The sequence below is a fragment of the Azospirillum terrae genome (assembly GCF_053470425.1).
In genome coordinates, this window is sequence record NZ_JBPXMR010000005.1 from 51,455 (window position 1) to 71,964 (window position 20,510).

General features: G+C 68.7%; 21 protein-coding genes. 10 read left to right on the top strand and 11 right to left on the bottom strand.

Translation table 11 applies throughout. The features are described from left to right. The first annotated feature begins 226 nt into the window (after positions 1-226). A complete protein-coding gene (locus ACSVDD_RS14750) occupies positions 227-550 on the top strand; it encodes a hypothetical protein (protein ID WP_448190125.1) in 324 nt (107 codons plus the stop codon). A 27-nt stretch (positions 551-577) separates the two neighbouring features. Here ACSVDD_RS14750 and ACSVDD_RS14755 read toward each other — a convergent pair whose 3' ends face one another. After that, entirely contained in the window at positions 578-2,815 is a 2,238-nt protein-coding gene (locus tag ACSVDD_RS14755) for a primosomal protein N' (RefSeq protein ID WP_448190126.1), read from the bottom strand. A gap of 154 nt (positions 2,816-2,969) precedes the next feature. Between ACSVDD_RS14755 and fsa the strand changes: the two genes are divergently transcribed. From fsa to ACSVDD_RS14775, 4 genes are all read left to right on the top strand, one after another. Then, positions 2,970-3,626: a fructose-6-phosphate aldolase gene (fsa, locus tag ACSVDD_RS14760; RefSeq protein WP_448190477.1), complete on the top strand. Its 657-nt coding sequence runs from the start codon at positions 2,970-2,972 to the stop codon at positions 3,624-3,626. 33 nt (positions 3,627-3,659) lie between these two features. Beyond that, the gene (locus ACSVDD_RS14765) at positions 3,660-4,373 is read left to right on the top strand and encodes a DUF484 family protein (protein ID WP_448190127.1); all 714 of its coding nucleotides are present in this window, start codon (positions 3,660-3,662) and stop codon (positions 4,371-4,373) included. Further along, on the top strand, positions 4,370-5,326 hold the full coding sequence (locus ACSVDD_RS14770; RefSeq protein WP_448190128.1) for a tyrosine recombinase XerC: 957 nt from the start codon (positions 4,370-4,372) through the stop codon (positions 5,324-5,326). The genes ACSVDD_RS14765 and ACSVDD_RS14770 overlap by 4 nt, the downstream gene beginning before the upstream one ends. Positions 5,327-5,605: 279 nt before the next feature. Further along, positions 5,606-7,369, top strand: a complete 1,764-nt coding sequence (locus ACSVDD_RS14775) for a sensor histidine kinase (RefSeq protein WP_448190129.1) — start codon at positions 5,606-5,608, stop codon at positions 7,367-7,369. Positions 7,370-7,382: 13 nt separating this feature from the next. On the opposite strand, the gene ACSVDD_RS14780 is transcribed toward ACSVDD_RS14775, so the two are convergent. From ACSVDD_RS14780 to def, 5 genes are all read right to left on the bottom strand, one after another. Further along, positions 7,383-8,735 (bottom strand): branched-chain amino acid ABC transporter permease, encoded by a 1,353-nt coding sequence (locus ACSVDD_RS14780; RefSeq protein WP_448190130.1) that lies wholly within the window; start codon positions 8,733-8,735, stop codon positions 7,383-7,385. Between the two features lie 6 nt (positions 8,736-8,741). Next, positions 8,742-9,059, bottom strand: a complete 318-nt coding sequence (locus ACSVDD_RS14785) for an EF-hand domain-containing protein (RefSeq protein WP_448190131.1) — start codon at positions 9,057-9,059, stop codon at positions 8,742-8,744. A gap of 329 nt (positions 9,060-9,388) precedes the next feature. Further along, the gene (truA, locus tag ACSVDD_RS14790) at positions 9,389-10,132 is read right to left on the bottom strand and encodes a tRNA pseudouridine(38-40) synthase TruA (RefSeq protein ID WP_448190132.1); all 744 of its coding nucleotides are present in this window, start codon (positions 10,130-10,132) and stop codon (positions 9,389-9,391) included. 1 nt (position 10,133) lies between these two features. Beyond that, complete coding sequence (gene fmt, locus ACSVDD_RS14795) at positions 10,134-11,096, bottom strand: methionyl-tRNA formyltransferase (RefSeq protein ID WP_448190133.1); 963 nt, start codon at positions 11,094-11,096, stop codon at positions 10,134-10,136. A gap of 7 nt (positions 11,097-11,103) precedes the next feature. Next, the gene (def, locus tag ACSVDD_RS14800) at positions 11,104-11,622 is read right to left on the bottom strand and encodes a peptide deformylase (protein WP_448190134.1); all 519 of its coding nucleotides are present in this window, start codon (positions 11,620-11,622) and stop codon (positions 11,104-11,106) included. 377 nt (positions 11,623-11,999) lie between these two features. Between def and ACSVDD_RS14805 the strand changes: the two genes are divergently transcribed. Further along, a complete protein-coding gene (locus ACSVDD_RS14805) occupies positions 12,000-12,221 on the top strand; it encodes a hypothetical protein (protein ID WP_448190135.1) in 222 nt (73 codons plus the stop codon). Positions 12,222-12,223: 2 nt separating this feature from the next. Then, the gene (locus ACSVDD_RS14810) at positions 12,224-12,733 is read left to right on the top strand and encodes a hypothetical protein (RefSeq protein ID WP_448190136.1); all 510 of its coding nucleotides are present in this window, start codon (positions 12,224-12,226) and stop codon (positions 12,731-12,733) included. A gap of 45 nt (positions 12,734-12,778) precedes the next feature. Here the strand turns inward: ACSVDD_RS14810 and ACSVDD_RS14815 are convergent, their stop codons facing one another. Continuing rightward, positions 12,779-14,197: a DNA recombination protein RmuC gene (locus tag ACSVDD_RS14815; protein ID WP_448190137.1), complete on the bottom strand. Its 1,419-nt coding sequence runs from the start codon at positions 14,195-14,197 to the stop codon at positions 12,779-12,781. Between the two features lie 122 nt (positions 14,198-14,319). Between ACSVDD_RS14815 and ACSVDD_RS14820 the strand changes: the two genes are divergently transcribed. After that, positions 14,320-14,889, top strand: a complete 570-nt coding sequence (locus tag ACSVDD_RS14820) for an NUDIX hydrolase (RefSeq protein ID WP_448190138.1) — start codon at positions 14,320-14,322, stop codon at positions 14,887-14,889. A 3-nt stretch (positions 14,890-14,892) separates the two neighbouring features. Here ACSVDD_RS14820 and ACSVDD_RS14825 read toward each other — a convergent pair whose 3' ends face one another. Further along, on the bottom strand, positions 14,893-16,062 hold the full coding sequence (locus ACSVDD_RS14825; RefSeq protein ID WP_448190139.1) for a ChaN family lipoprotein: 1,170 nt from the start codon (positions 16,060-16,062) through the stop codon (positions 14,893-14,895). 130 nt (positions 16,063-16,192) lie between these two features. Between ACSVDD_RS14825 and ACSVDD_RS14830 the strand changes: the two genes are divergently transcribed. Further along, entirely contained in the window at positions 16,193-16,930 is a 738-nt protein-coding gene (locus tag ACSVDD_RS14830; protein ID WP_448190140.1) for an SDR family NAD(P)-dependent oxidoreductase, read from the top strand. Positions 16,931-17,085: 155 nt separating this feature from the next. On the opposite strand, the gene ACSVDD_RS14835 is transcribed toward ACSVDD_RS14830, so the two are convergent. Continuing rightward, entirely contained in the window at positions 17,086-17,862 is a 777-nt protein-coding gene (locus tag ACSVDD_RS14835; protein WP_448190141.1) for an Hpt domain-containing protein, read from the bottom strand. A 113-nt stretch (positions 17,863-17,975) separates the two neighbouring features. Beyond that, positions 17,976-18,521 carry a hypothetical protein gene (locus ACSVDD_RS14840; protein WP_448190142.1) on the bottom strand — a complete coding sequence of 182 codons (546 nt, stop codon included), beginning with the start codon at positions 18,519-18,521 and terminating at the stop codon, positions 17,976-17,978. Positions 18,522-18,693: 172 nt separating this feature from the next. Here ACSVDD_RS14840 and ACSVDD_RS14845 point away from each other — a divergent pair, with 172 nt between their 5' ends. Next, positions 18,694-19,191, top strand: coding sequence for a hypothetical protein (locus ACSVDD_RS14845; RefSeq protein WP_448190143.1), 498 nt, complete (start codon positions 18,694-18,696; stop codon positions 19,189-19,191). 70 nt (positions 19,192-19,261) lie between these two features. Here the strand turns inward: ACSVDD_RS14845 and hemA are convergent, their stop codons facing one another. Next, positions 19,262-20,476, bottom strand: coding sequence for a 5-aminolevulinate synthase (gene hemA / locus ACSVDD_RS14850; RefSeq protein ID WP_448190144.1), 1,215 nt, complete (start codon positions 20,474-20,476; stop codon positions 19,262-19,264). Positions 20,477-20,510 lie beyond the last annotated feature (34 nt).

The following is a 20,510-nucleotide window of genomic DNA, read 5'->3' on the forward strand; positions in this document are numbered from 1 at the left end:
CGGTCCAATATCACAGGATTCGCCTATGCGCAACCGAGTCTGGACAGTTTCCTTGCATCGAAAGGGGACTTTGGACAGAAGCGGTATGCACGCTCAGGAAAAAGGCAATCTTCCGTACCACTGGCACGCCAACCGGGGGCTGTGAACTCCGCAAGACCTTAACTCGTGGTTAACCAATCGGGCTGCACGGTCGAGGACACATCACCCGCGATCAGTGTGCCCTGCCATGACCGTCGTCGCCTTCTCCTGTGCCCGGTTCACACCCTCGGACATCAACGCGTTCGAACTGGTGGCTGAGCCTAAGCTGCGCCTCGGCCATTGGGCGGGGATCATCCGCGAGTCCGGCCGCGACTTCGACCGCCTGCTGGTCATGCTGCCCGGCGTCGAGCGCCCGGTGTTCCGCTTCGAGCGCGACGGCAAGGGCCGCTACACGCTGAGCTTCAACGACCGCGCCGGCTGGTACGGCATCGGCAGCGGCGCCACCGCGACGGAGTGCCTGTCGATCTGGCGCCCGCGCGCCCGGCCCCAACGCGCCGAGGCGGCCCTGTAGCGCACGTTCAGCCCCCGAGTCGCGGCGTCACAGGAAGCTGTAAGGGTCCACGTCCACCTGCACGCGCACCGCGGGCGGCACCTCGACCTGCGCCAGCCACTGGGCGATGAGCGACTGCACCGGCGCACTGCGCGGCGCCTTAAGCAGCAGGCGGCGGCGGTGGCGGCCGCGCAGCAGCGCCAGCGGCGCCGGTGCCGGCCCCAGCACCGCCACCGTGTCGGAGCGCGGCGCGGCGCGGCCCAACGCCATGGCGACGCGCTCCACCAGCGCCGCGTCCTCACCCGACACGATCAGCGCCGCCAGCCGGCCGAAGGGCGGCATCGCCGCCTCCTGCCGCATCTCCGCCTCCAGCTGGTAGAAGCCGTCACGGTCGCCGGCTGCCAGCGCCTGCATCACCGGGTGCTCGGGCATGTAGGTCTGCAGATACACGGTGCCCGGCCGCTCGCCGCGTCCGGCACGGCCGGCAACCTGATGCAGCAGTTGATAGGTGCGCTCGCCGGCCCGCAGATCGCCGCCTGCCAGCCCAAGGTCGGCGTCCACCACGCCGACCAGCGTCAGCATGGGAAAATGGTGGCCCTTGGCCATCACCTGGGTGCCGATGATGATGTCCAGCTCGTGGTCGCCGATCCGGCGGATCATCTCCTGGATCGCTTTCGGACCGAACAGCGTGTCCGACGCCATGACGGCGGCACGGGCATCAGGGAACAGCTCGGCCACCTCCTCGGCGATGCGCTCGACGCCGGGGCCGCAGGCGGCCAGCGTGCCGGCCTCGCCGCAGTTCGGGCAAGCCTCGGGCAGCGGCTGCGACAGGCCGCAGTGGTGGCATTGCAGCTTGCGGGCAAGCCGATGCTCGACCAGCCACGCCGTGCAGTTCGGGCATTGCAGCCGGTGGCCGCAGGCGCGGCACAGCGTCAGCGGCGCGTAGCCCCGGCGGTTGAGGAACAGCATGGCCTGCTCCTTCTCCGCCAGCGTCTCGGTCAGCGCCTTGCGCAGGGACGGTGCCAGCCAGTGGCGCGGCGGCGGCCGGTCGGCACGCAGGTCGATCAGCTTGACGTCGGGCAGCATGGCGCCGCCGTGCCGGCCCGGCAGGTGGATGCGGGTGTATCTATTGCTGTCCGCGTTGACCTGCGTCTCCAGCGCCGGGGTGGCCGAGGCCAGCACGATGGGGATCTGCCCGATGTGCGCCCGCGCCACCGCCATGTCGCGGGCGTGGTAGATCGCGCCCTCCTCCTGCTTATAGGCGGCGTCGTGCTCCTCGTCGACGACGATCAGGCCGAGATCCTTATAAGGCAGGAACAGCGCCGAGCGGGCGCCGACCACCACGGGGATCTCGCCATGCGCCACCGCCCGCCACGTGTCGCGGCGCTGCGCGGCGGTGAGGTCGGAGTGCCACTCTGCCGGCGGGGCGCCGAACCGCCTGGCGAAGCGGTCGAGCCACTGCGCCGACAGCGCGATTTCCGGCAGCAGCACCAGCACCTGCCGGCCCTGCCGGAGCGAGGCGGCGATCGCCTCGTAATAGACCTCGGTCTTGCCCGACCCCGTGACGCCGTCCAGCAGCACGGTGGCGTAGGCCCGCGCCTCCACCCGCCGGATCAGGGTGTCGGCCGCCGCCCGCTGGTCGCCCGACAGCGTCGGGCCGGCGCGGTCCCACTCGGGCGTGGACGGCCGGGTCGGGTGCAGCATCACCGGCTCCAGCATCCCGGCCTCGGCCAGCCCGCGCACCACGGTGACGCCGCAGCCCGCCTCGTCGGCCAGTTCGGCGGCGGTGCGCGGCGGTCCGTCGTCGAGCAGAGCCAGCACGCGCTTGCGCGCCTCGGTCATCTTGAAGCCGGGCGGCGCCTCGCCGCCGCTGCGGTGATAAGCGATGGTCGGGCGCGGCGGCTCCAGGGCGGCGGGCACGCTGACCGCCATCTTCAGCACCATGCCCGGCATGGTCATGGTGTAGCCCGCCACCCAGTCGATGAAGCGGCGCTCCACCTCCGGCATGGGCGGCACGTCGAAGCGGCGCACCACCGCCTTGAGCCGGCCGGACTCCACCGCCCCTGCCCCTTCCCCCCAGACGACGCCGATCACCCGGCGCGGCCCCAGCGGCACCTCGACATAGTCACCGGGCTGGAGGGCGAGACCGGGCGGCACGCGGTAGTCGTACGCCTCGCGCAACGGCAAGGGCAGCAGCACGCTCACCCGCACCTCGCCAGCGGTCTGGGAGGGCACGGTATGGCCGAGCAGGTCGGCCGGGGCGGAACTGGCGTGCGAAGCGCGCATACGTTAAACTGCCTTTCGGACGATGCGCCCGGTGCCGCTGTTGTGGTAGGGCGTGCACACGCTGGCAACACTGCACACGCTGGCAACACTGCACACGCTGGCAACACTGCCCGAACGCTTTCTGCCCAACCGCATCAAGTATGGACCCGTCATCATGAAGTTCTTCGTCGACACCGCGGACATCGCCGAGATCCGGGATCTGGCTGACTCCGGCCTGTTGGACGGTGTTACCACCAACCCCTCCCTGGTCGCCAAGTCCGGCCGCAAGTTCCTCGACCTCGTGGCCGAGATCTGCGAGGTCGTCAACGGCCCGGTGAGCGCCGAGGTGGCCTCCACCGACTTCGACACCATGCTGCTCGAAGCGCACAAGATCGCCAAGATCTCCCACCGCGTCGCCGTGAAGGTGCCCCTCACCCCGGCCGGGCTCAAGGTCTGCAAGATCCTGTCGTCGGAAGGGACGATGGTCAACGTCACGCTGTGCTTCTCCCCGGCGCAGGCGATCCTCGCCGCCAAGGCCGGCGCCAGCTTCGTGTCGCCGTTCGTCGGCCGCCTGGACGACATCGGCCAGGACGGCATGGGCATCATCCAGGACATCTGCGAGATCTACAGCAACTACGACACTTTCAAGACCGAAGTGCTGGTGGCCTCGATCCGCAACCCCGTGCACATCGTCAAGGCCGCCCGCCTGGGCGCGCATGTGGTGACCGCCCCGCCGTCGGTGCTGAAGCAGCTGTTCAACCACCCGCTGACCGACAAGGGCCTCGCCCAGTTCGTCGACGATTGGAAGAAGACGGGTCAGTCCATTCTGTAATGATGCCGATCCTGTAAGGTTTCGGAGACCAGCATGGCCCGTGAGCCGGGACCCACGCACCGTATGCAGGACGCCCTCACCGCCGAGGACGTCTGCGCCTACCTGCGCGAGCATCCGGACTTCCTGGCCCAGCACGCCGAAATCGTCGATCACCTCGCCCCGCCGTCGCACGACCGCGGGCGCGGGGTGGTCGATCTCCAGGCCTTCATGGTGGATCGGCTGCGCGGCGACATCCGCCAGATGAAGGATCAGCAGCGCGAGTTGATCACCACCACCCGCGCCAATTTGAACAGCCAGAACCGCATCCACGCGGCGGTGCTGTTCCTGCTGGACGCGCAGAACTTCGAACAGCTGATCCAGACCATCGCCACCGATCTGGCGGTGCTGCTGGACCTGGATGTCGCCTGTCTGGTCGTCGAGTCGAACGGGCTGGACATCCCGCACGTGCACCGCTCGGGCGTGCGGGTGGTCGAGCCGGGGATGATCGACCAGTGGCTGGGGCCCCGCGACGTGGTGCTGAAATCCGACGTCCAGGGCGACCCGGAGCTGTTCGGCCCCGGCGCCGGACTGGTGCGCTCGGAGGCGCTGATCCGCCTGCAGATCTCCAGCGAGACGCCGGAGGGTCTGCTGGCCTTCGGCTCGCGCGAGCCGGACATGTTCCACACCGGCCAGGGCACCGAACTGGTGTGTTTCCTCGCCCGCGTGGTCGAGCGCTGCATCCGCTCCTGGCTCGAACTGCCGGCATGAGCGAACCCCAGGCGGTGCTGGGCTTCTCCGCCCAGGGTGACGTGCAGGACGCGCTGACCCACTGGCACCGCTGGCTGACCAGCGAGAAGAACGTCTCCCCGCACACGCTCACCGCCTATGTGAGCGACGTATCCGAGTTCCTGAAGTTCCTCACCGGCTACCGCGGCCGGCCGCCATCCATGAACGATCTCGGCGCACTGAAGGCCACCGACTTCCGCGCGTGGCTGGCGCAGCGCGCCGATGACGGGTTGATCGCCGCGAGCCGGGCGCGGGCGCTCGCCGCCGTGCGCAACCTGTTCCGCTGGATGGACCGCTCGGGCCGGCTGCACAACGCCGCCATTGGCACGCTGAGCACGCCAAAGGCCAAACGCCCGGTGCCGCGCCCGCTCACCGAGAAGGATGCATCGGCGCTGCTCGACACCTCCGGCGACGAGCCGGACGCGCCGTGGATCGGCAAGCGCGACCGGGCGCTGTTCACCCTGCTGTACGGCTGCGGCCTGCGCATCTCCGAGGCGTTGGGCCTGCTGCGCAAGGACGCACCGCTGAGCGACACGTTGCGGGTGCTCGGCAAGGGCCGCAAGGAGCGCATGGTTCCCGTGCTGCCGGTGGTGAACGAGGCGGTGCGCGCCTATCTCGACGCTTGCCCCTTCAACCCCGGCCCGGACGGGCCGCTGTTCCTCGGCGCCCGCGGCAAATGCCTGCAACCGGCCATCGCGCAACGGCAGATGCAGCACCTGCGCCGCCTGATGGGCCTGCCGGAGACGGCGACGCCGCACGCGCTGCGCCACAGCTTCGCCACGCATCTGCTGGCTGGCGGCGGCGACTTGCGCGCCATCCAGGACCTCCTCGGCCACGCCTCGCTGTCCACCACCCAACGCTACACCGACGTCGAGGCCGAACATCTGCTCGCCGTCTACAACGGCGCCCATCCCCGCGCCCGCAAGCGGGAGTGATACGGCCGGCGCCTAAAGGCGTCGTCCGTATCACCCTTTCAATCAATGCCTATCGCGCTTTTGTTCCAAAAGCGCTGGCGGCAGCCCTTTGCCCGTGGCAAAGGGCGAAAGCTATCGCATTGATCTGTCGGGTTTTACCGGCGGCGTTCGATGGAAGCGGTCAAACGCCGCCGGTATGAGGCATCCGTCACGTCACCCCTTGGTTGCCGCGCGCCGAACGTTTAGTCTTTGCTCCATACGAAACCCTTGAACCTTCGAGCGCTCAGGGACCACCCTCGCATGCAGACCCAACCGAGGATCGCCGTCGTCGCCTTCGCGCTGGTCATGGCGCTGCTGGGCGGCGTGCTGTGGGTGGGCACGGCGTGGTCCGACTACCGGGACTCGGTGCACGACGCCCAGCGCACCACCTACGACGTGGCCGCCCTGCTGGAGGAGCACGCCAAGCGCACGGTCGACGCCAGCAACCTCATCCTCATCCAGGTCGCCAACCAGATCCGCGAGCATGGCTATGAGGAGGTCGTCACCTCCGAGCGCATCTGGACCGACATCAAAGGGCTGGCGGAGTACCTGCCGCAGATCGGCTGGATCTTCCTCACCGACGCGGAGGGCCGTTTCGTGCTGTCCTCGCTGCAACGCCCCTCGCCCGAGGGCAGCGTCGCCGACCGCGAGTACTTCCGCACCCACCGCGATACCGGAACAACCACGGTGATCGGCCCGGCGGTGGTCAACCCCGTCACCGGCCGCATCGTGTTCACCGTCAGCCGGCGCCTGACCGGCGCCAACGGGGCCTTCGCCGGAGTGGCGATGGCCGCCATCGACACCGGCTACTTCCATGATTTCTACCAATCGCTCGGTCTCAGCCGCGGCAAGTCGAAGGGCGAAATCGCCATCTTCCGTGACGACGGCTCGCTGCTGATCCGCCATCCCATGGGCATGGCCGACATCGGGACCAACCTGCGCGACTCCGCGCTGTTCCGTACCCACCTGCCGCAGGCCGCCGCCGGCGAGTTCACCGAGGCGGCGGCGGACGGCGGCCAGCGCATCGTCGCCTACCGCCGCGTCGCCGGCCTGCCGCTGGTGGTCACCGCCGCGGTGGAGTATGCCGACGCGCTGGCCGATTGGCGCGAGCGCGTGCTGTGGACCAGCGCGGTGTTCGCGGCGGCGCTGCTGTCGGTGATCGGCTTCGCGGTGCTGGCACTGGCCGCCATCAACCGCGAGGAGACCGCCCGCCTCGCCCTGGTGCAGGCCAACGGCAGCCTGGAACAGCGCGTGGCCGAGCGCACCGCCGAACTGACCGCCGCCAAGGAGGACGCCGAGCGCGAGAGCCAGGCGAAATCGCACTTCCTCGCCAACGTCAGCCACGAGCTGCGCACCCCCTTGAACGCCGTCATCGGCTTTTCCGAGTTGCTGGCGAGCGGCCATCCCGGCCCGCTCACCGACAAACAGCGCCAGTACCTGGACACCATCCACCAGTCCGGCGCGCATCTGCTGAACATCATCAACGACATCCTCGACCTGTCGAAGATCAGCGCCGAACGGCTGGAACTGAACGAGCAGGAGGTGACCGTCGCCACCCTCGCCGCCTCCTGCCTGGACATCGCGCGCGGCCGCGCCATGGGCCGCGAGATCGCGCTGGAGGCGGCGATCCCGCCGGACCTGCCGCGCCTGTGGGGCGACGAGCTGCGGCTGAAGCAGATCCTCATCAACCTGCTGTCCAACGCCATCAAGTACACCCCCGACCCCGGCACGGTGACGGTGCGCGCCGCATTGGACGAGGGCGGCGGCATGGTGCTGTCGGTGTCCGACACCGGCATCGGCATGAGTGCGGAGGAGATCCCGCGGGCGCTGAGCATGTTCGGCCAGATCGAGACCAGCATGGCCCGCACCCACGAGGGCACCGGCATCGGCCTGCCCATCGCCAAGGCGCTGACGCAGCTGCACGACGGCCATCTGCTGATCGAGAGCACGCCCAACGCCGGCACCACCGTCTCCCTGCACTTCCCGCCGGCTCGGGTGATGGGGCTGGCGGAGGTGGAGGGGTAAATCCGGCCGCCCCTCAATCCCCCCTTGAGCGCGCCTGCCCCAGCAACCCGTGCGGACGGAAGATCAGGAACAAGGCCAGCAGGCCGAAGGCGACGATGTCCTTATACTCGATGGCGAAATAGGCGGACCAGAAGGTTTCGACCACGCCCAGCAGGGCGCCGCCCAGCATGGCGCCGGGCACCGAGCCGATGCCGCCGACCACCGCCGCCGCCAGCGCCTTGAATCCCACCAGATAGCCGGTGAAGAAGTTCACCCCGCCGTAATACAGCGCGATCACATAGCCGGCCGCCGCCGCGTAGGCCCCGCCGATGGCGAAGGTCGTCGCCACCGTGCGGTTGACGTCCAGCCCCATCAGCGCCGCCGCGCCCACGTCGTCGGTGCAGGCGCGGTGCGCGCGGCCGAAGGCGGTCCGCCGCATCACCCAGGCCAGCGCGGCGTACAGCACCATCGTCAGCGCCAGGACGATCACCTGCGAGGTCAGCGCGGTCAGCGTGAAGCCGCCGGCGCTCGCCAGATCATGGCGGGTGCCGAACACCGGCTGCGGCCACCAGTCGCGCGCGCCGTGCAGCAGCCGCACCCCCTCCTGGTAGGCGATGGCGAGGCCGACCGCGGCGATCAGCGGCGTGTGCGTGCGCAGCGCGCGGAACGGCCGGAACACCAGCCGGTCCATGGCCCAGCCCTGCACCGCCGTGAATCCCATCACCGCCAGCAGCACCGCCAGCAGCGCCGGTGCCGCCCCCTGGGCGCCGAGCATGACCAGCCCGGCGGTGGCGACCGCCGTCGACATGGCGCCGACCATCGTCAACTCGCCCATCGCCAGATTGATCTGGCCGAGGATGCCGTAGACCAGCGTGTAGCCTATGGCGAGCAGCCCGTACACACAGGCCACCGTGGCGGCATTGACCACCTGCTGGAGGAAGAACAGCACGGGCGCCCACGGCGACGACGCCGGCCCGGAACCGCGCTCCGCCCCACCGTGCTCCGGCACGTCGGGAAGCTCCCACCGGCCGCCCAGCCCGGCCCAGACGCGCAGCATGGTCATCTGCATGCCGCTGAGGTCGCCGGTGCTGTCGGTGGCGACCTGCTCCACCTCGTCGCGGCCGGCGTCGAAATAGCGGCCGGCGAAGCGGCAGGCGATCGAGTGCTCATCCGCTTCCGCCGTATAGCGGACGGTCAGCGTCCGTCCATCGGCGGCGTAGGATTCGTCGAGGATTCGGATGCGCTCGGGGTGCGGTTCGAAGGCCGGGATCAGCCGCCGGCACAGCGCCGATTGCCGCGCATCCACCCCGCACGACGCCAGCAGCGCCGCGGCGAGCGCCAGCAACAGCAGGCGAGACGATGCGGTGCGGGTCGGCAAGGCGGGCATACGCCCCTAGTGTTGCGTCGGCGTCAGGTTTTGATTGCGGCCGACCAGTTCGATGTGACTGAGCGTGCCGTTGCCGTCGCTGTCGAGCTGCCGGAAGCGGATTTCCAGATGCTGGCGCGACTCAGGGCTCAGCGCGCCCCCCTCGGACGGGCGGTTCAGGAACTCCTCCAGAGAGATCACACCGTCACCGTTGGTATCAAGCGCCTCGAACATCGGCGCGACACGCTTGGAAGGGGTCGGCTGCCCCTGCTGCGCCGCGGCAACCGAGGCCAGCGAGAGGAGGGCAACCACCGTCGCGGCAGCCAGACAAGTCGTGGTCTTCATCGCCAACTCCCGATTTTCCGCGGCCCGTCCGCGTAAGGGCGAGCATCATCCGGCGGGAGCGTGGCCGGGAGCAAGTGTTTTCCGGGGCGGACAGCCCCGCTTCAGTGCAGCGTATTGGTCTCGTCGTCCTGGGTGGTGACGGCCCACAGCACGGGGAACAGCACGGTTGCCGCGAACAGCACTCCGAAGCTCGAAAGTCGGTACAGCATCGCGGGCCTGACCTTGTTCAGGTTAAACACGCCACGACAGTAGGCAGCGCAGCCGACACACCGCAACCCGAACGAAGGGCAGACGGACCAACGGATGGCCCCCTCAAGACAGGGCAACCCCTATGGGTAGCGGGCTTCGATAAAGTATAAGCCGTCCGGCGGCGCCGTGGGGCCGGCGCGGCTGCGGTCGCGGGCCTCCAGCGCGGCGCGCACGTCCGCGGCGCTCCATTTTCCGATGCCGACCAGTTCCAGCGTGCCGACCATGTTGCGCACCTGATGGTGCAGGAACGAGCGCGCCGCCGCGTACACCCGCACCTCGTCGCCCTCGCGCACCACGTCGAGCCGGTCCAGCGTCTTCAGCGGCGACTTCGCCTGACAGAGCGAGGCGCGGAAGCTGGTGAAGTCGTGCCGGCCGACCAGCGCTTGCGCGGCCTCGTGCATGGCCGCGGCGTCGAGCGGCCGCTGCACGTGCCACACCCGCCCCAAATCCAATGCCGGCGGAGCGCGGCGGTTGAGGATGCGGTAGACGTACGACCGTCCGGTGGAGGTCAGGCGGGCGTGGAAATCCTCGCCGACCGCCTCCACCGCCAGCACGGCCACCGGCCAGGGCCGCAGGTGGAAGTTCAGCCCGTCGCGGATCTTGTCGGCGGCGAACGGCTTCTCCAGGTCGAAGTGCACCACCTGCCCCAGCGCGTGTACGCCTGCGTCCGTACGTCCCGACCCATGGACACGTACGGTCTCGCCGCCGGAGAGCTTGCAAACCGCCTCCTCCAGCGCCTGCTGCACCGACGGGCCGTTATCCTGCCGCTGCCAGCCGGAAAACGGGCGGCCGTCGTACTCGATGGTCAGCTTCCAGCGCTGCATGTCAGGGGGTCGTCACCGCGACATCCAGCACCGTGCCGGGTGGCAACGCGAAGCCGCGCAGGAAGGCGGCGCCGTCCACCGGCGCCTTGCCGGGCCGCTGCACCAGCGTCAGGCGCACCGCGCCACCGTTACAGGCGATGGTCAGACGGTCGTCCACCATCGTGCCCGGCGCCGCGTGCGGCCCGGTGGGCGCCACCTCGGCCTTCAGAACCTTGATGCGTTCGGCACCGCTTTGCGGCGTCGGCACGTCGAACCAGCAGCCGGGCCAAGGGGTGAGGGCGCGCACCTGCCGCTCGACGAAGGCGGCGTCCTTCGACCAGTCCAGCCGGCCGTCCTCGCGCGTCAGCTTGGCGGCGTAGGTGACGCCCTCCTCCGGCTGCGGCTCGGCCGTCAGGCGCATCTGGGCGAGGCCGTCCAGCGCCTCGACGATCATCCGCGCGCCGAGGTCGGCCAAGGCGTCGTGCAGGCTGGACGCCGTGGTTTCGGCGGTGATCGGCACGGCTTCCTTCAGCAGCATGGCGCCGGTGTCCAGCCCGATGTCCATCTGCATGATGGTGATGCCGGTTTTGGCGTCGCCCGCCAGGATGGCGCGCTGGATCGGCGCCGCCCCGCGCCAGCGCGGCAGCAGCGAGCCATGCACGTTGAGGCAGCCCAGCCGCGGCGCATCGAGCACCGGCTGCGGCAGGATCAGGCCATAGGCGGCAACCACCGCGGCGTCGGCGTTCAACCCGGCGAATTCCGCCTGCGCCTCGGCGGTGCGCAACGTCTTCGGCGTGCGCACGGCGATGCCGTGCTCCTCGGCGAAGCGGTGGACGGGGGATTTCTGCACCTGCTGGCCGCGGCCGGCCGGGCGTGGCGGCTGGCTGTAGACGCAGACCACCGCGTGCCCCGCATCGATGAGCGCACGAAGGCTGGGCACGGCGAAGTCCGGCGTGCCCATGAAGACGAGGCGGAGCGGTGTCATGGCGCGATCAGGCCGTGGCGTTCTGGCGTTGCTGCTTTTGCAGCTTGCGCAGGATCATGTTGCGCTTGAGCAGCGACAGCCGGTCGACGAACAGCACGCCGTTGAGGTGGTCGATCTCGTGCTGGAGGCAGGTGGACAGCATGCCCTCGGCCTCGATCTCGCGGATCTCGTTCTGCTGGTCGAGGTAGCGGACGCGCACGGCCTTGGGCCGCGTGACCTCGGCGTAGTGCTCGGGCACCGACAGGCAGCCCTCCTCGCACGGCACCTGCTCGTCCGACGCCCAGACCACCTCGGGGTTCGCCATGCGGATCGGGTTGGACGGCTCGTCCTTTTCATGCACGTCGACGACGATGACGCGCTCCAGCACGCCGATCTGCGGCGCGGCCAGCCCGATGCCCTGGGCGTCGTACATGGTCTCGACCATATCGTCCATCAGCTTGGCGATGCGGGCGTCGACCTTGGCGACGGGCTTGGCCTTCTGCTTCAGGACCGGATGCGGGGCGACGAGGATCGGCAAGAGGGCCATGGGTGCTCGGGACTCGTAGGGGTGAGGTTACAAAGTTGCAAAATATGGACGGTGGGGCGGCAGGTCAAGGAAGTGGGCAGTTGCCGTTAAAAGTGCCCACGAAGGGCACCGCATAGGAATGTGCGCCGCCCGCTCAGCTATGATCGCTCTTGCGATTCGAGCTACTCTCCCTTATCATTAGCACTGATTCTCACGCGACCGTTTGGTGAGAAACACGCACGAATGCGGCAGCATCCAGCAGGTGCGAACTCGGAAAAGTGTGTGCAAGCGCATTTCCACACGCGCAAGCGCCTTGACTGAGTGCGCCGATCCAATAGTATCGCCGCCTCGACGGTTGGCCCTGCCTGCCGTAACGCGCACACCAAGGGCTTTGCACAATGTCGGAACAGAAGCGAGCTTCGTACGTCGAAGAGTTCAAGCAGCTCCTGCAAGCCGAAGGCCTACGAGATGTTTCGCGTTGGACGTTGCCGAACGGCGACCAGCCGTTTGATGAGGACGTGACGCTCGCGCACTTTGAAGATGAAGTGGATGGGCTTTTCGATCTTATGTCCGAAGCCATTGAAGAAATTTCGGGTCAATCGCACAACCAAAAGAGATAGGCATGGCGGAATCCGACACGCCGGACGACCTGACGGGGCCTCTATCTCCGCAGGATGAGTTGGATCGTTACGCAAAGCGATGCGACTATTTCCTTAAGGCTTTTGAACACTACAACACCAAGCTCAAGGCGCATGGCTTGGAAAGCGCCGAGATGAACAAAGGTCTTCTGGCGCACGCCGTCGAAAGCTACTTCTTGGATATTCAGCGACTGAAGACGTTTCATGGCCTTGAACGCGCCAACCGATTCAAGAGAGCTGGCTTTTCGGTGAAATGGCTGTGTCGGATTCGGCCGATCCAGGTTGGTCCGATTGGTGGATTGACTCGCGAAGCCCAGCGTCGCGCCATTGTCGTCAACGCCGACTTCGCGTTGACCAACGCCTTGGTCTTCACGCGCGCGAGCCGTACCAGGATAGACAGACGCTTACTGCATGATATTTTGTACTCTGCGCATTACCGGGATGTGGAAGGAGCGGTTATGGCCCAACTCCTTGAGGCATTCACGCAACGTTAGCCCAAAAGAGTTCAATTCCAAACGCTACCAGGTCCGCGTCCTCTCTCACGCCGAAGCCTTCGCTCCCCTTAGCTCCGGCGCCTGGATCTGGCGGGGCGTGTGGTCGAGGGGTTGCAGCACCGGAATCTCCACGCCCTCCGGCGCGGCGTGCAGGTCGCGGAAGCGCCGGGCGCTGACCAGGACGCGGGCCTCCAGGCTGCCGACCGCGCCGTTGTAGCAGCCGACCGCCTTCTCCAACTGGGCGCCCAGCCGGTCCATGTGGCCGCCCAGGTCGCACAGCCGCTTGTACAGCTCGGCCCCCAGCGCGCTGATGTCGCGGGCGTTGTCGGCCAGCCGCTCCTGCCGCCAGCCGTAGGCCACGGCGCGCAACAGCGCGATCAGCGTGGTCGGCGTCGACAGGATGACGCCATGGTCCATGCCGGCCTCGATCAGCGCCGGATCGTGCTCCAGCGCCGCCGAGAAGAAGTTCTCGCCGGGCAGGAACAGCACCACGAACTCCGGCGTCGCGTCGAACTGGTCCCAATAGGCCTTGCCGCCCAGCTGCTTCATGTGGTCGCGCACGTGGCGGGCGTGGCGGATCAGGGCGTCGCGCCGGGTGCCGTCGTCGGCGGTCTGGATGCCGTCCAGATAGGCCTCCAGCGGAGTCTTGGCGTCCACCACGATGGTCTTGCCGCCGGGCAGCCGGACCACGAGGTCGGGGCGCAGCTTGCCGCCCTCGGCGTTGACGCTCGCCTGCTCGAAGAAGTCGCAGTGGTCGAGCATGCCGGCCATCTCGACCACGCGCTTCAACTGGATCTCGCCCCAGCGGCCGCGGGCGATGGGGGAGCGCAACGCCCGCACCAGATTGCCGGTCTCGGCGCGCAGCTGGTTCTGCGTGTCGAGCAGCGACACCACCTGCTGCTTCAGCCCCTCATAGGCACCGGCGCGGGACTTCTCCATCTCCTGGATCTGGCGGTCCATGGTCTCCAGGGACGCGCGCACCGGGGCGACGATCTCGCCGATGGCCTGCTGACGCTTCTCCAGGTCGCCCTTCGCCTGCTCCTGGAAACTGGTCAGCGTCTGCTGGGCGAGATCGAGGAAGCTCTGGTTGTTCTGCCGCAGCGCCTCGGACGACAGCGCCTTGAAGGCGTCGGACAGGCTGGCCTGCGCCGTCTCCAGCAGCGCCAGCTTCTCGGTGGCGGAGGTCCGTTCCTTGTCCAGCGTGGTCACCAGCTCCGCGTGCTTCTCACGCGATGCCGCCAGCTCGGCCTGGAGGCGGGCGATCTGCCGGTCGCGCTCGGTCACGCCGTCGCGCAGTTCCCGCTCCAGGCGGCCGCGCATGTCCAGTTGGGCGATCAGCGCGCCGCGCTCCGCGGCGGCCCTGGTGCCGGCGCGCGTCGCCGCGGCGCGGAGCCACAGCCACGCCGCACCGGCGCCCAGCAGAACGCCGATGACCAGCGAGATTCCGTCGAACGCGAACTGCATGCCCATCCCCTCATAGCCGGCCGGGAAGCCTAACGGAGGACCGCGAGGATGAGAACAGGCAAAGAACGGCTGCGACATGACGCCGGCTTGCCGCGCCGCGCGGAATGCGCCATATCCGACGCATGCCCGAGGATACCCCCACGCAAGGCCCACGCGTCCGCGCCGTCCCGCCCGGCGACGACCGGGAACGGCTGCTGTGCCCGGACTGCGGCTATGTCGCCTACCAGAACCCGCTGATCGTGGTGGGGTCCGTGGCGACCTGGGCCGAGAATGGGGAGGACAGGATCCTGCTGTGCCGGCGCGCCATCCCGCCGCGCAAGGGGTACTGGACGCTGCCCGCCGGCTTCATGGAGGAGCACGAGACCACCCAGGCCGGCGCCATGCGCGAGGCGTGGGAGGAGGCGCGGGCGCGCATCGAGATCGACGCGTTGCTGGCCGTCTACGACATTCCGCGCATCAGCCAGGTGCAGCTGATCTTCCGCGCCCGTCTGACCACGCCCGACGTGGCCGCCGGCCCGGAGAGCGAGGAGGTCGCGCTGTTCCGTTGGGACGAGATTCCGTGGGGCGACATCGCCTTTCCGACGGTGCACTGGGCGTTGCGCGAGCATCAGGCGCGCCTGGGCCAGACCGCCTTCGCCCCCGCCATCAACCCCGCGCCCGACGTGGCGGCGCGGTGGGAGACGATGCTGTAGCGTTCACTCCACCGGGAACTTCGCCACCAGTTCCTTCGTGCGGCCGCCGCGCTTGACGGTCACCGGCAGCCATGTGCCGGGGCCGGTGCGCTGGACGGCGGCGGTCAGGTCGCCGGGGGCGCGCACGGGCTGGCCCGCCGCCACGGTCACCACGTCGCCCTTCTTCAGCCCGGCCGCGGCGGCGACGCTGCCATCCATCACCGCGCCGATCCTGACACCGTCCTTGCCCGGCTCCAGCATCACGCCCAGGCGCGGCTTGGGCGGACCAGAGGGCTCGCCGCCGGTGTCGATGCCGAACACCGCGTCGGCAATCTTGCCGTCCAGATCCTTGCACGGCCGGTCCGCATCCCACGCCAGCAACACCAGCGCGTTGGGAATCCCCAGGTCGGCCAGTTGGTGCGGAATGCCGAAGCGGCTCTGCACATGCCCGGCGCCGACGATGGTCACCACCGTGCGCCCGGTCTGCTTGTGGACGGACGCGATGCGCTCGGCCATGGCGCGGTCCCACACCGACTGCGCCTCGACGAAGCGCTTGAAACGCTCGGAGTCGCGGCCGGCCTCCGCGTCGTGCTGGCCCAGCACGTTGGCGAGGAAATCCTGGTACTCCGCCGAGGCGGCGGCGGCGGTGCCGACGCCCTCGCGCTCGGACTCGGGCACGGCGGCCCAGCCCTCCTTGCTGGTCCGGCGGACGAGGTCCTGCTCGACGTTGATCGCCACCAGCGGCACCCGGTTCATCCGCGCGAAGTGCAGGATCGGCAAGTAGAGCTGCGGGTCGAAGCCCCACACCGTGCGCCAATCCACCTCGCGCAGGAACTCCGCCTCGGTCAGCTTGCCGTCCACCCAGCGGTCGAGCACCGCCTGCTTGGCGCGCGGGATCATCTCCAGCGCCACCGCGATGTTGGGGTTGAGGCCGTAGATCTGGTTCAGCATCTGCAATTGCCAGCGGTGCTGCTCGGCGCTGTCGTGCCGCTCGCCCAGCAGAACGGCGGGGGCCTTGGCGGCGCGCTCCAGCAGCGCGGCCCGGTCCGTGGGGTGGCCGGCGGCGTCCGCCCAGGCGCCGGGGGACACGCACGCCGCCGCCTCGCCCGCAGGCGCGTCGGCGGCGGGGGTCGCATGGGATTCGGTGGCGAGGCCGCCGGCCAGCAGCAACACAACGAACAGGCGAAGCAGCACAGGGAATATCCTCAGGCGGGGAGGGCTTTTGTGTAGGTTGGGCTGGGCCATGCTGGGTTCAATCCATCGAAGGACGGGGGGCACCCGAAGGGCATGGCGCGACCCGGCGTTCCGCGCTAGCATGCTCCTCATGCCGCACCGCAAGACCGTCATCCTGACCGGAGCCAGCCGAGGCATCGGCCACACCACCGTGCAGCGCTTCAGCGCCGAGGGCTGGCGCGTCATTTCCTGCTCGCGCGAGGAGGTGCCGGAGCACTGCCGCCGCGACCCGAACTGGACGCACCACATCAGCGCCGACCTGTCGGACCCGGAAAGCCGCGCCAACTTCGTCAAGGAAGCCAGCGCGGCGCTGAACGGCGACCCGCTGCACGCGCTGGTCAACAACGCCGGCGTCTCGCCCAAGACACCGATCAAGGAGCGGCTGGGCTGCCTGAACGGCGACATCGCCGGCTGGTATCGGGTGTTCGAGCTGAACTTCTTCGCGCCGCTGGTGCTGGCCCGCGGCTTCGCGGCGCCGCTGGCGCGCGGCAAGGGGGCGATCGTCAACGTCACCTCCATCGCCGGGCATTCGGTGCACGCCTTTGCCGGCTCCGCCTATTCGACGTCGAAGGCGGCGCTGTCGGGCCTGACCCGCGAGATGGCGGTGGAGTTCGCCGAGATTGGCGTGCGCGTCAACGCCGTGGCGCCGGGCGAGATCGAAACCGCCATGACCGGCCCCGAGTACGACGTGCTGATCCCGCGCATCCCGTTGAAGCGCATGGGCACGCCGGAGGAGGTGGCGTCGGTGATCTTCTCGTTGTGCGGGGCGGATTATCAGTACGTGACGGGGACGGAGATCTTCATCACCGGCGGGCAGCATCTGTACTGAGGGACGTACCAAGCCTTCACGGATTGCACGGATTTAGATGATGCTTGCAGAGCCTCGGGGCATCCCGAAGGCCGCTGCTGCGCACGATCAAGAAAAATCCGTGAAATCCGTGGCAAAATCCGCGCAATCCGTGAAAACCGGGTTGCTTCCCACCCTCAGCCCAGATTGAACCGCGTCACCGCCGCGGCGAAGTCGTCGCCGAAGTGTTCGCCGACGCGGATCACCGCCACCCCCGCCGGGATCTCCTTGAGCGCCGGGTTGTCCAGGCTCATGGAGGTGAGCAGCGCCATCGGCACGGCCTTGGTCACGTTCATGGCGCCCAGGCCGCGGATGAGGTCGAGGCCGGACAGGCCGTCCATCACCATCGACGCGATCAGCATGTCCGGCGGCACGCGCACCGCGTGGCTGATCGACTCGATGGGGTCGTTCACCGTCACCGTGCGGAAGCCGCAGGCCGCCAGCTCGCCGCCGATCTTCTTCGCCACCACCTTGGACGGCGTCACCAGCATGATCTCGACGTTGCGGATTTCCACGTCCGTCACGTCGAAACGATAGCGCACGGGCAGCGCGCGGATGATCTTGTTGGTCTCGGCCAGCGCCGGCTGCTCGGCGCGCTCGACCACCTCGGCGATGCGGTCGAGGAACACCGGCAGATCGACCCGCTCGCGCTGGTCCAGGCGGGTGACGCCGGTCAGGTACTCCTCCAGCCGGTGCGCGATCAGGCTCACCGTCGGATAGCCGAACGAGGTGCCCATACCCTTGAAGTTGTGGGCTTCCAGGCGGATCACGCCGATCACGTCGGCATCGCTGCGGGTCTTGTCCGCCAAGCTGTCGAGGGAGGCGTACATGGCCTGAAGACGGTCGCGGGCGTCGTCCATGAACTCGCAACGCAGACGGTCTTCGAGATCCTCGGTCAGCTTGGCATTGGCCATTGGGACGATTCCGGGTCGAGTGGCGGGGATTTATTACGCGCCGGAGAGTACACCAGAATCGTTCAGCGAAACAAACGCTCGCTGACCGGGACGAAACGACGCGGGGGGGAAGATCAGACGCGCGCCAGAAGCTCGTTGAACCACGCCACACGCGACTCGGCGAGCGCGATGTCGTGGTCGAGGAACGCCGGCAGATAGCCGGTGTCGCCGTCGTGGCGACGCTTCAGGTCGCCCAGGCGGGCCAGTTCCGTCTCGTGCATGGAGACGAGGTTGTCGAGCTGCTCGCGCTGCGACTCGGCGTCCAGCAGGTGCAGGAAGCGCAGCTTCAGGCTGATGACCAGCTTGTTCAGCCCGTCCGCCGAGGGCGTCCGCACGTTGGCGCGCATCAGCGTGTCGAACTCCGCCCGGCCGACCGCGGTGGGGCCGAGCAGCGCGTTGTCCTCCATGCCGGTGCCGTCCAGCGCCTCGATCAGGCCCTCGTAGCGCAGCATCTCCAGCGACGTGCCCATGAGGTCGAGCGACGGCCCGACGATGCGGTCCAGGAAGTGGCGAATCGAACCGGCCAGGTCCGCATAGCGCATCGATCCGCCCTGGATCAGCGTGCCCAGCACGGCCAGCCGGACGGCTTCCTTCGGCATCAGCGAGTTGTCGCGGTACATGGCGGCCTCCACAGGTCGTCGAATGGGCGACGGAGAGTCGTCCACCTCCCTAAGCTAAGCGCACAGCCCCGGCAAGTCCAGGGGTCAAGCGGGCATCGGCGCATTGTCACCACAGCCTCGCCCGGCGGAACGGGCGGGCGACGGGGCTGTTGCTGGACTGGGAACCAAGGAGATGGAGATCGCTTTGACCAAGCTCGCACCGCTTGCCGCCGCCCTGCTCCTGGGGCTTGCCGGCCCGGCGCTGGCTCAGCAGCCGCAGCCCCGCGCGCAGCTTCCCAACGACCAGCGCCCGAAGGCCGAGGAGCATGAATCCGGCAGCAGCAGCACCATCGGCCGTGGCGAATCAAGCATCGGTGAACAGCACGGCCGCCCGGCCGGCGACGCGCTGGCGCGCCCGGCCGATCCCAACACGGCAGCGCCGGCCAACGGCATGAAGCCGGGCGCCCGCAAGGGCGACAGCACCGCGACCAGCGCCAAGACCGGCGTCGGCCAGGGCAGCATGGGCGAGGACGAAGGGCAGAACCGCCGCCGTCCGGCCACCGCCGACCGCTCCGACCCGTCGCACCGCGCGGATCCGGGCGGGCGCACCCCGGTCAAGCGCGCCGACGACGGCCGCAACAACCCGCCGCCGGGCAGTTCCGGCTCGTCCGATCAGCAACCGCGCCGGTGAACACAAAAAACGCGAAAGGGCTCGGAGAATGGTCCCCCGAGCCCTTCGCGTGTCGGCATTCCGCGCCGGATCAGGCGGCGAGCTTCAGCTCCAGCTCGTCCCACACGTCGCGCAGCGCCTCGACCAGATGCGCCATCATGGCGTCGTCGTGCAGCGGGGTGGGGGTGAAGCGCAGCCGCTCGGCGCCGCGCGGCACGGTCGGGTAGTTGATCGGCTGGACGTAGATGTCGTGGCGCTCCATCAACAGGTCGGACGCGCGCTTGCAGCGCTTGGCGTCGCCCACCATCACCGGGACGATGTGGCTGACGCTGTCCATCACCGGCAGGCCGGCTTCGGCGAACAGGCGCTTCAGCGTCGCCGCGCGCTCCTGGTGGCGGGTGCGCTCGGTCTGGCTGGCCTTGAGGTGGCGGATCGAGGCGAGCGCGCCGGCCGCCAGCACCGGGGCCAGCGAGGTCGAGAAGATGAAGCCGTGCGCGAACGAGCGCACGCAGTCGATCAGCGCCGCCGAGCCGGTGATGTAGCCGCCCTGCACGCCGAACGCCTTGCCCAGCGTGCCCTCGATGATGTCGATGCGGCCCATGGCGCCATCGCGCTCGGCCACGCCGGCGCCGCGCGGGCCGTACATGCCGACCGCGTGCACCTCGTCGATGTAGGTCATGGCGCCGTGCTTCTCGGCGACGTTGCAGATGGCGTGGATCGGCGCGATGTCGCCGTCCATGGAATAGACGCTCTCGAACGCCACCAGCTTCGGCCGCGCCGGGTCGGCGGCGCGCAGCAGCTGGTCGAGGTGCTCGGGATCGTTGTGCTTGAAGACGTGCCGCTCGGCGCCGCTGTTGCGGATGCCGGTGATCATAGAGTTGTGGTTCAGCGCGTCGGAATAGATGATGCAGTTCGGCAGCAGCTTGCCGATCGTGCCCAGCGCCGCGTCGTTCGACACGTAGCCCGAGGTGAACAGCAAGGCGCCTTCCTTGCCGTGCAGGTCGGCCAGCTCACGCTCCAGCAGCACGTGGTAGTGGTTGGTGCCGGAGATGTTGCGCGTGCCGCCGGCACCGGCGCCGACCTCGTCGAGGGCGGTGTGCATGGCTTCCAGCACCTTGGGGTTCTGGCCCATGCCGAGATAGTCGTTCGAGCACCAGACGGTGATGGTCCGGTCCTTGCCGGTGGCATCGCAGAAGGTCGCGCGCGGGAACTTGCCGGCGTGCCGGGCCAGGTCGGCGAACACGCGGTAGCGGCCCTCGTGCTTGAGAGTCTCGATCTGGCTCTTGAAGAAGCTCTCGTAATCCATCTCGCGGGATCCGTTCACAGTGCCTGGGCGCCGG

Bases quoted from the DNA above. Each gene is read 5' to 3' on its own strand.
- ACSVDD_RS14820 (WP_448190138.1), top strand. From the start codon at position 14,320: ATGCCCGAGGATACCCCCACGCAAGGCCCACGCGTCCGCGCCGTCCCG.
- ACSVDD_RS14755 (WP_448190126.1), bottom strand. From the start codon at position 2,815: ATGCGCGCTTCGCACGCCAGTTCCGCCCCGGCCGACCTGCTCGGCCAT.
- ACSVDD_RS14750 (WP_448190125.1), top strand. From the start codon at position 227: ATGACCGTCGTCGCCTTCTCCTGTGCCCGGTTCACACCCTCGGACATC.
- ACSVDD_RS14835 (WP_448190141.1), bottom strand. From the start codon at position 17,862: ATGGCCAATGCCAAGCTGACCGAGGATCTCGAAGACCGTCTGCGTTGC.
- hemA (WP_448190144.1), bottom strand. From the start codon at position 20,476: ATGGATTACGAGAGCTTCTTCAAGAGCCAGATCGAGACTCTCAAGCAC.
- ACSVDD_RS14810 (WP_448190136.1), top strand. From the start codon at position 12,224: ATGGCGGAATCCGACACGCCGGACGACCTGACGGGGCCTCTATCTCCG.
- ACSVDD_RS14770 (WP_448190128.1), top strand. From the start codon at position 4,370: ATGAGCGAACCCCAGGCGGTGCTGGGCTTCTCCGCCCAGGGTGACGTG.
- ACSVDD_RS14805 (WP_448190135.1), top strand. From the start codon at position 12,000: ATGTCGGAACAGAAGCGAGCTTCGTACGTCGAAGAGTTCAAGCAGCTC.
- ACSVDD_RS14830 (WP_448190140.1), top strand. From the start codon at position 16,193: ATGCCGCACCGCAAGACCGTCATCCTGACCGGAGCCAGCCGAGGCATC.
- def (WP_448190134.1), bottom strand. From the start codon at position 11,622: ATGGCCCTCTTGCCGATCCTCGTCGCCCCGCATCCGGTCCTGAAGCAG.
- ACSVDD_RS14775 (WP_448190129.1), top strand. From the start codon at position 5,606: ATGCAGACCCAACCGAGGATCGCCGTCGTCGCCTTCGCGCTGGTCATG.
- ACSVDD_RS14845 (WP_448190143.1), top strand. From the start codon at position 18,694: ATGGAGATCGCTTTGACCAAGCTCGCACCGCTTGCCGCCGCCCTGCTC.
- ACSVDD_RS14780 (WP_448190130.1), bottom strand. From the start codon at position 8,735: ATGCCCGCCTTGCCGACCCGCACCGCATCGTCTCGCCTGCTGTTGCTG.
- ACSVDD_RS14765 (WP_448190127.1), top strand. From the start codon at position 3,660: ATGGCCCGTGAGCCGGGACCCACGCACCGTATGCAGGACGCCCTCACC.
- ACSVDD_RS14815 (WP_448190137.1), bottom strand. From the start codon at position 14,197: ATGCAGTTCGCGTTCGACGGAATCTCGCTGGTCATCGGCGTTCTGCTG.
- fmt (WP_448190133.1), bottom strand. From the start codon at position 11,096: ATGACACCGCTCCGCCTCGTCTTCATGGGCACGCCGGACTTCGCCGTG.
- ACSVDD_RS14785 (WP_448190131.1), bottom strand. From the start codon at position 9,059: ATGAAGACCACGACTTGTCTGGCTGCCGCGACGGTGGTTGCCCTCCTC.
- truA (WP_448190132.1), bottom strand. From the start codon at position 10,132: ATGCAGCGCTGGAAGCTGACCATCGAGTACGACGGCCGCCCGTTTTCC.
- fsa (WP_448190477.1), top strand. From the start codon at position 2,970: ATGAAGTTCTTCGTCGACACCGCGGACATCGCCGAGATCCGGGATCTG.
- ACSVDD_RS14840 (WP_448190142.1), bottom strand. From the start codon at position 18,521: ATGTACCGCGACAACTCGCTGATGCCGAAGGAAGCCGTCCGGCTGGCC.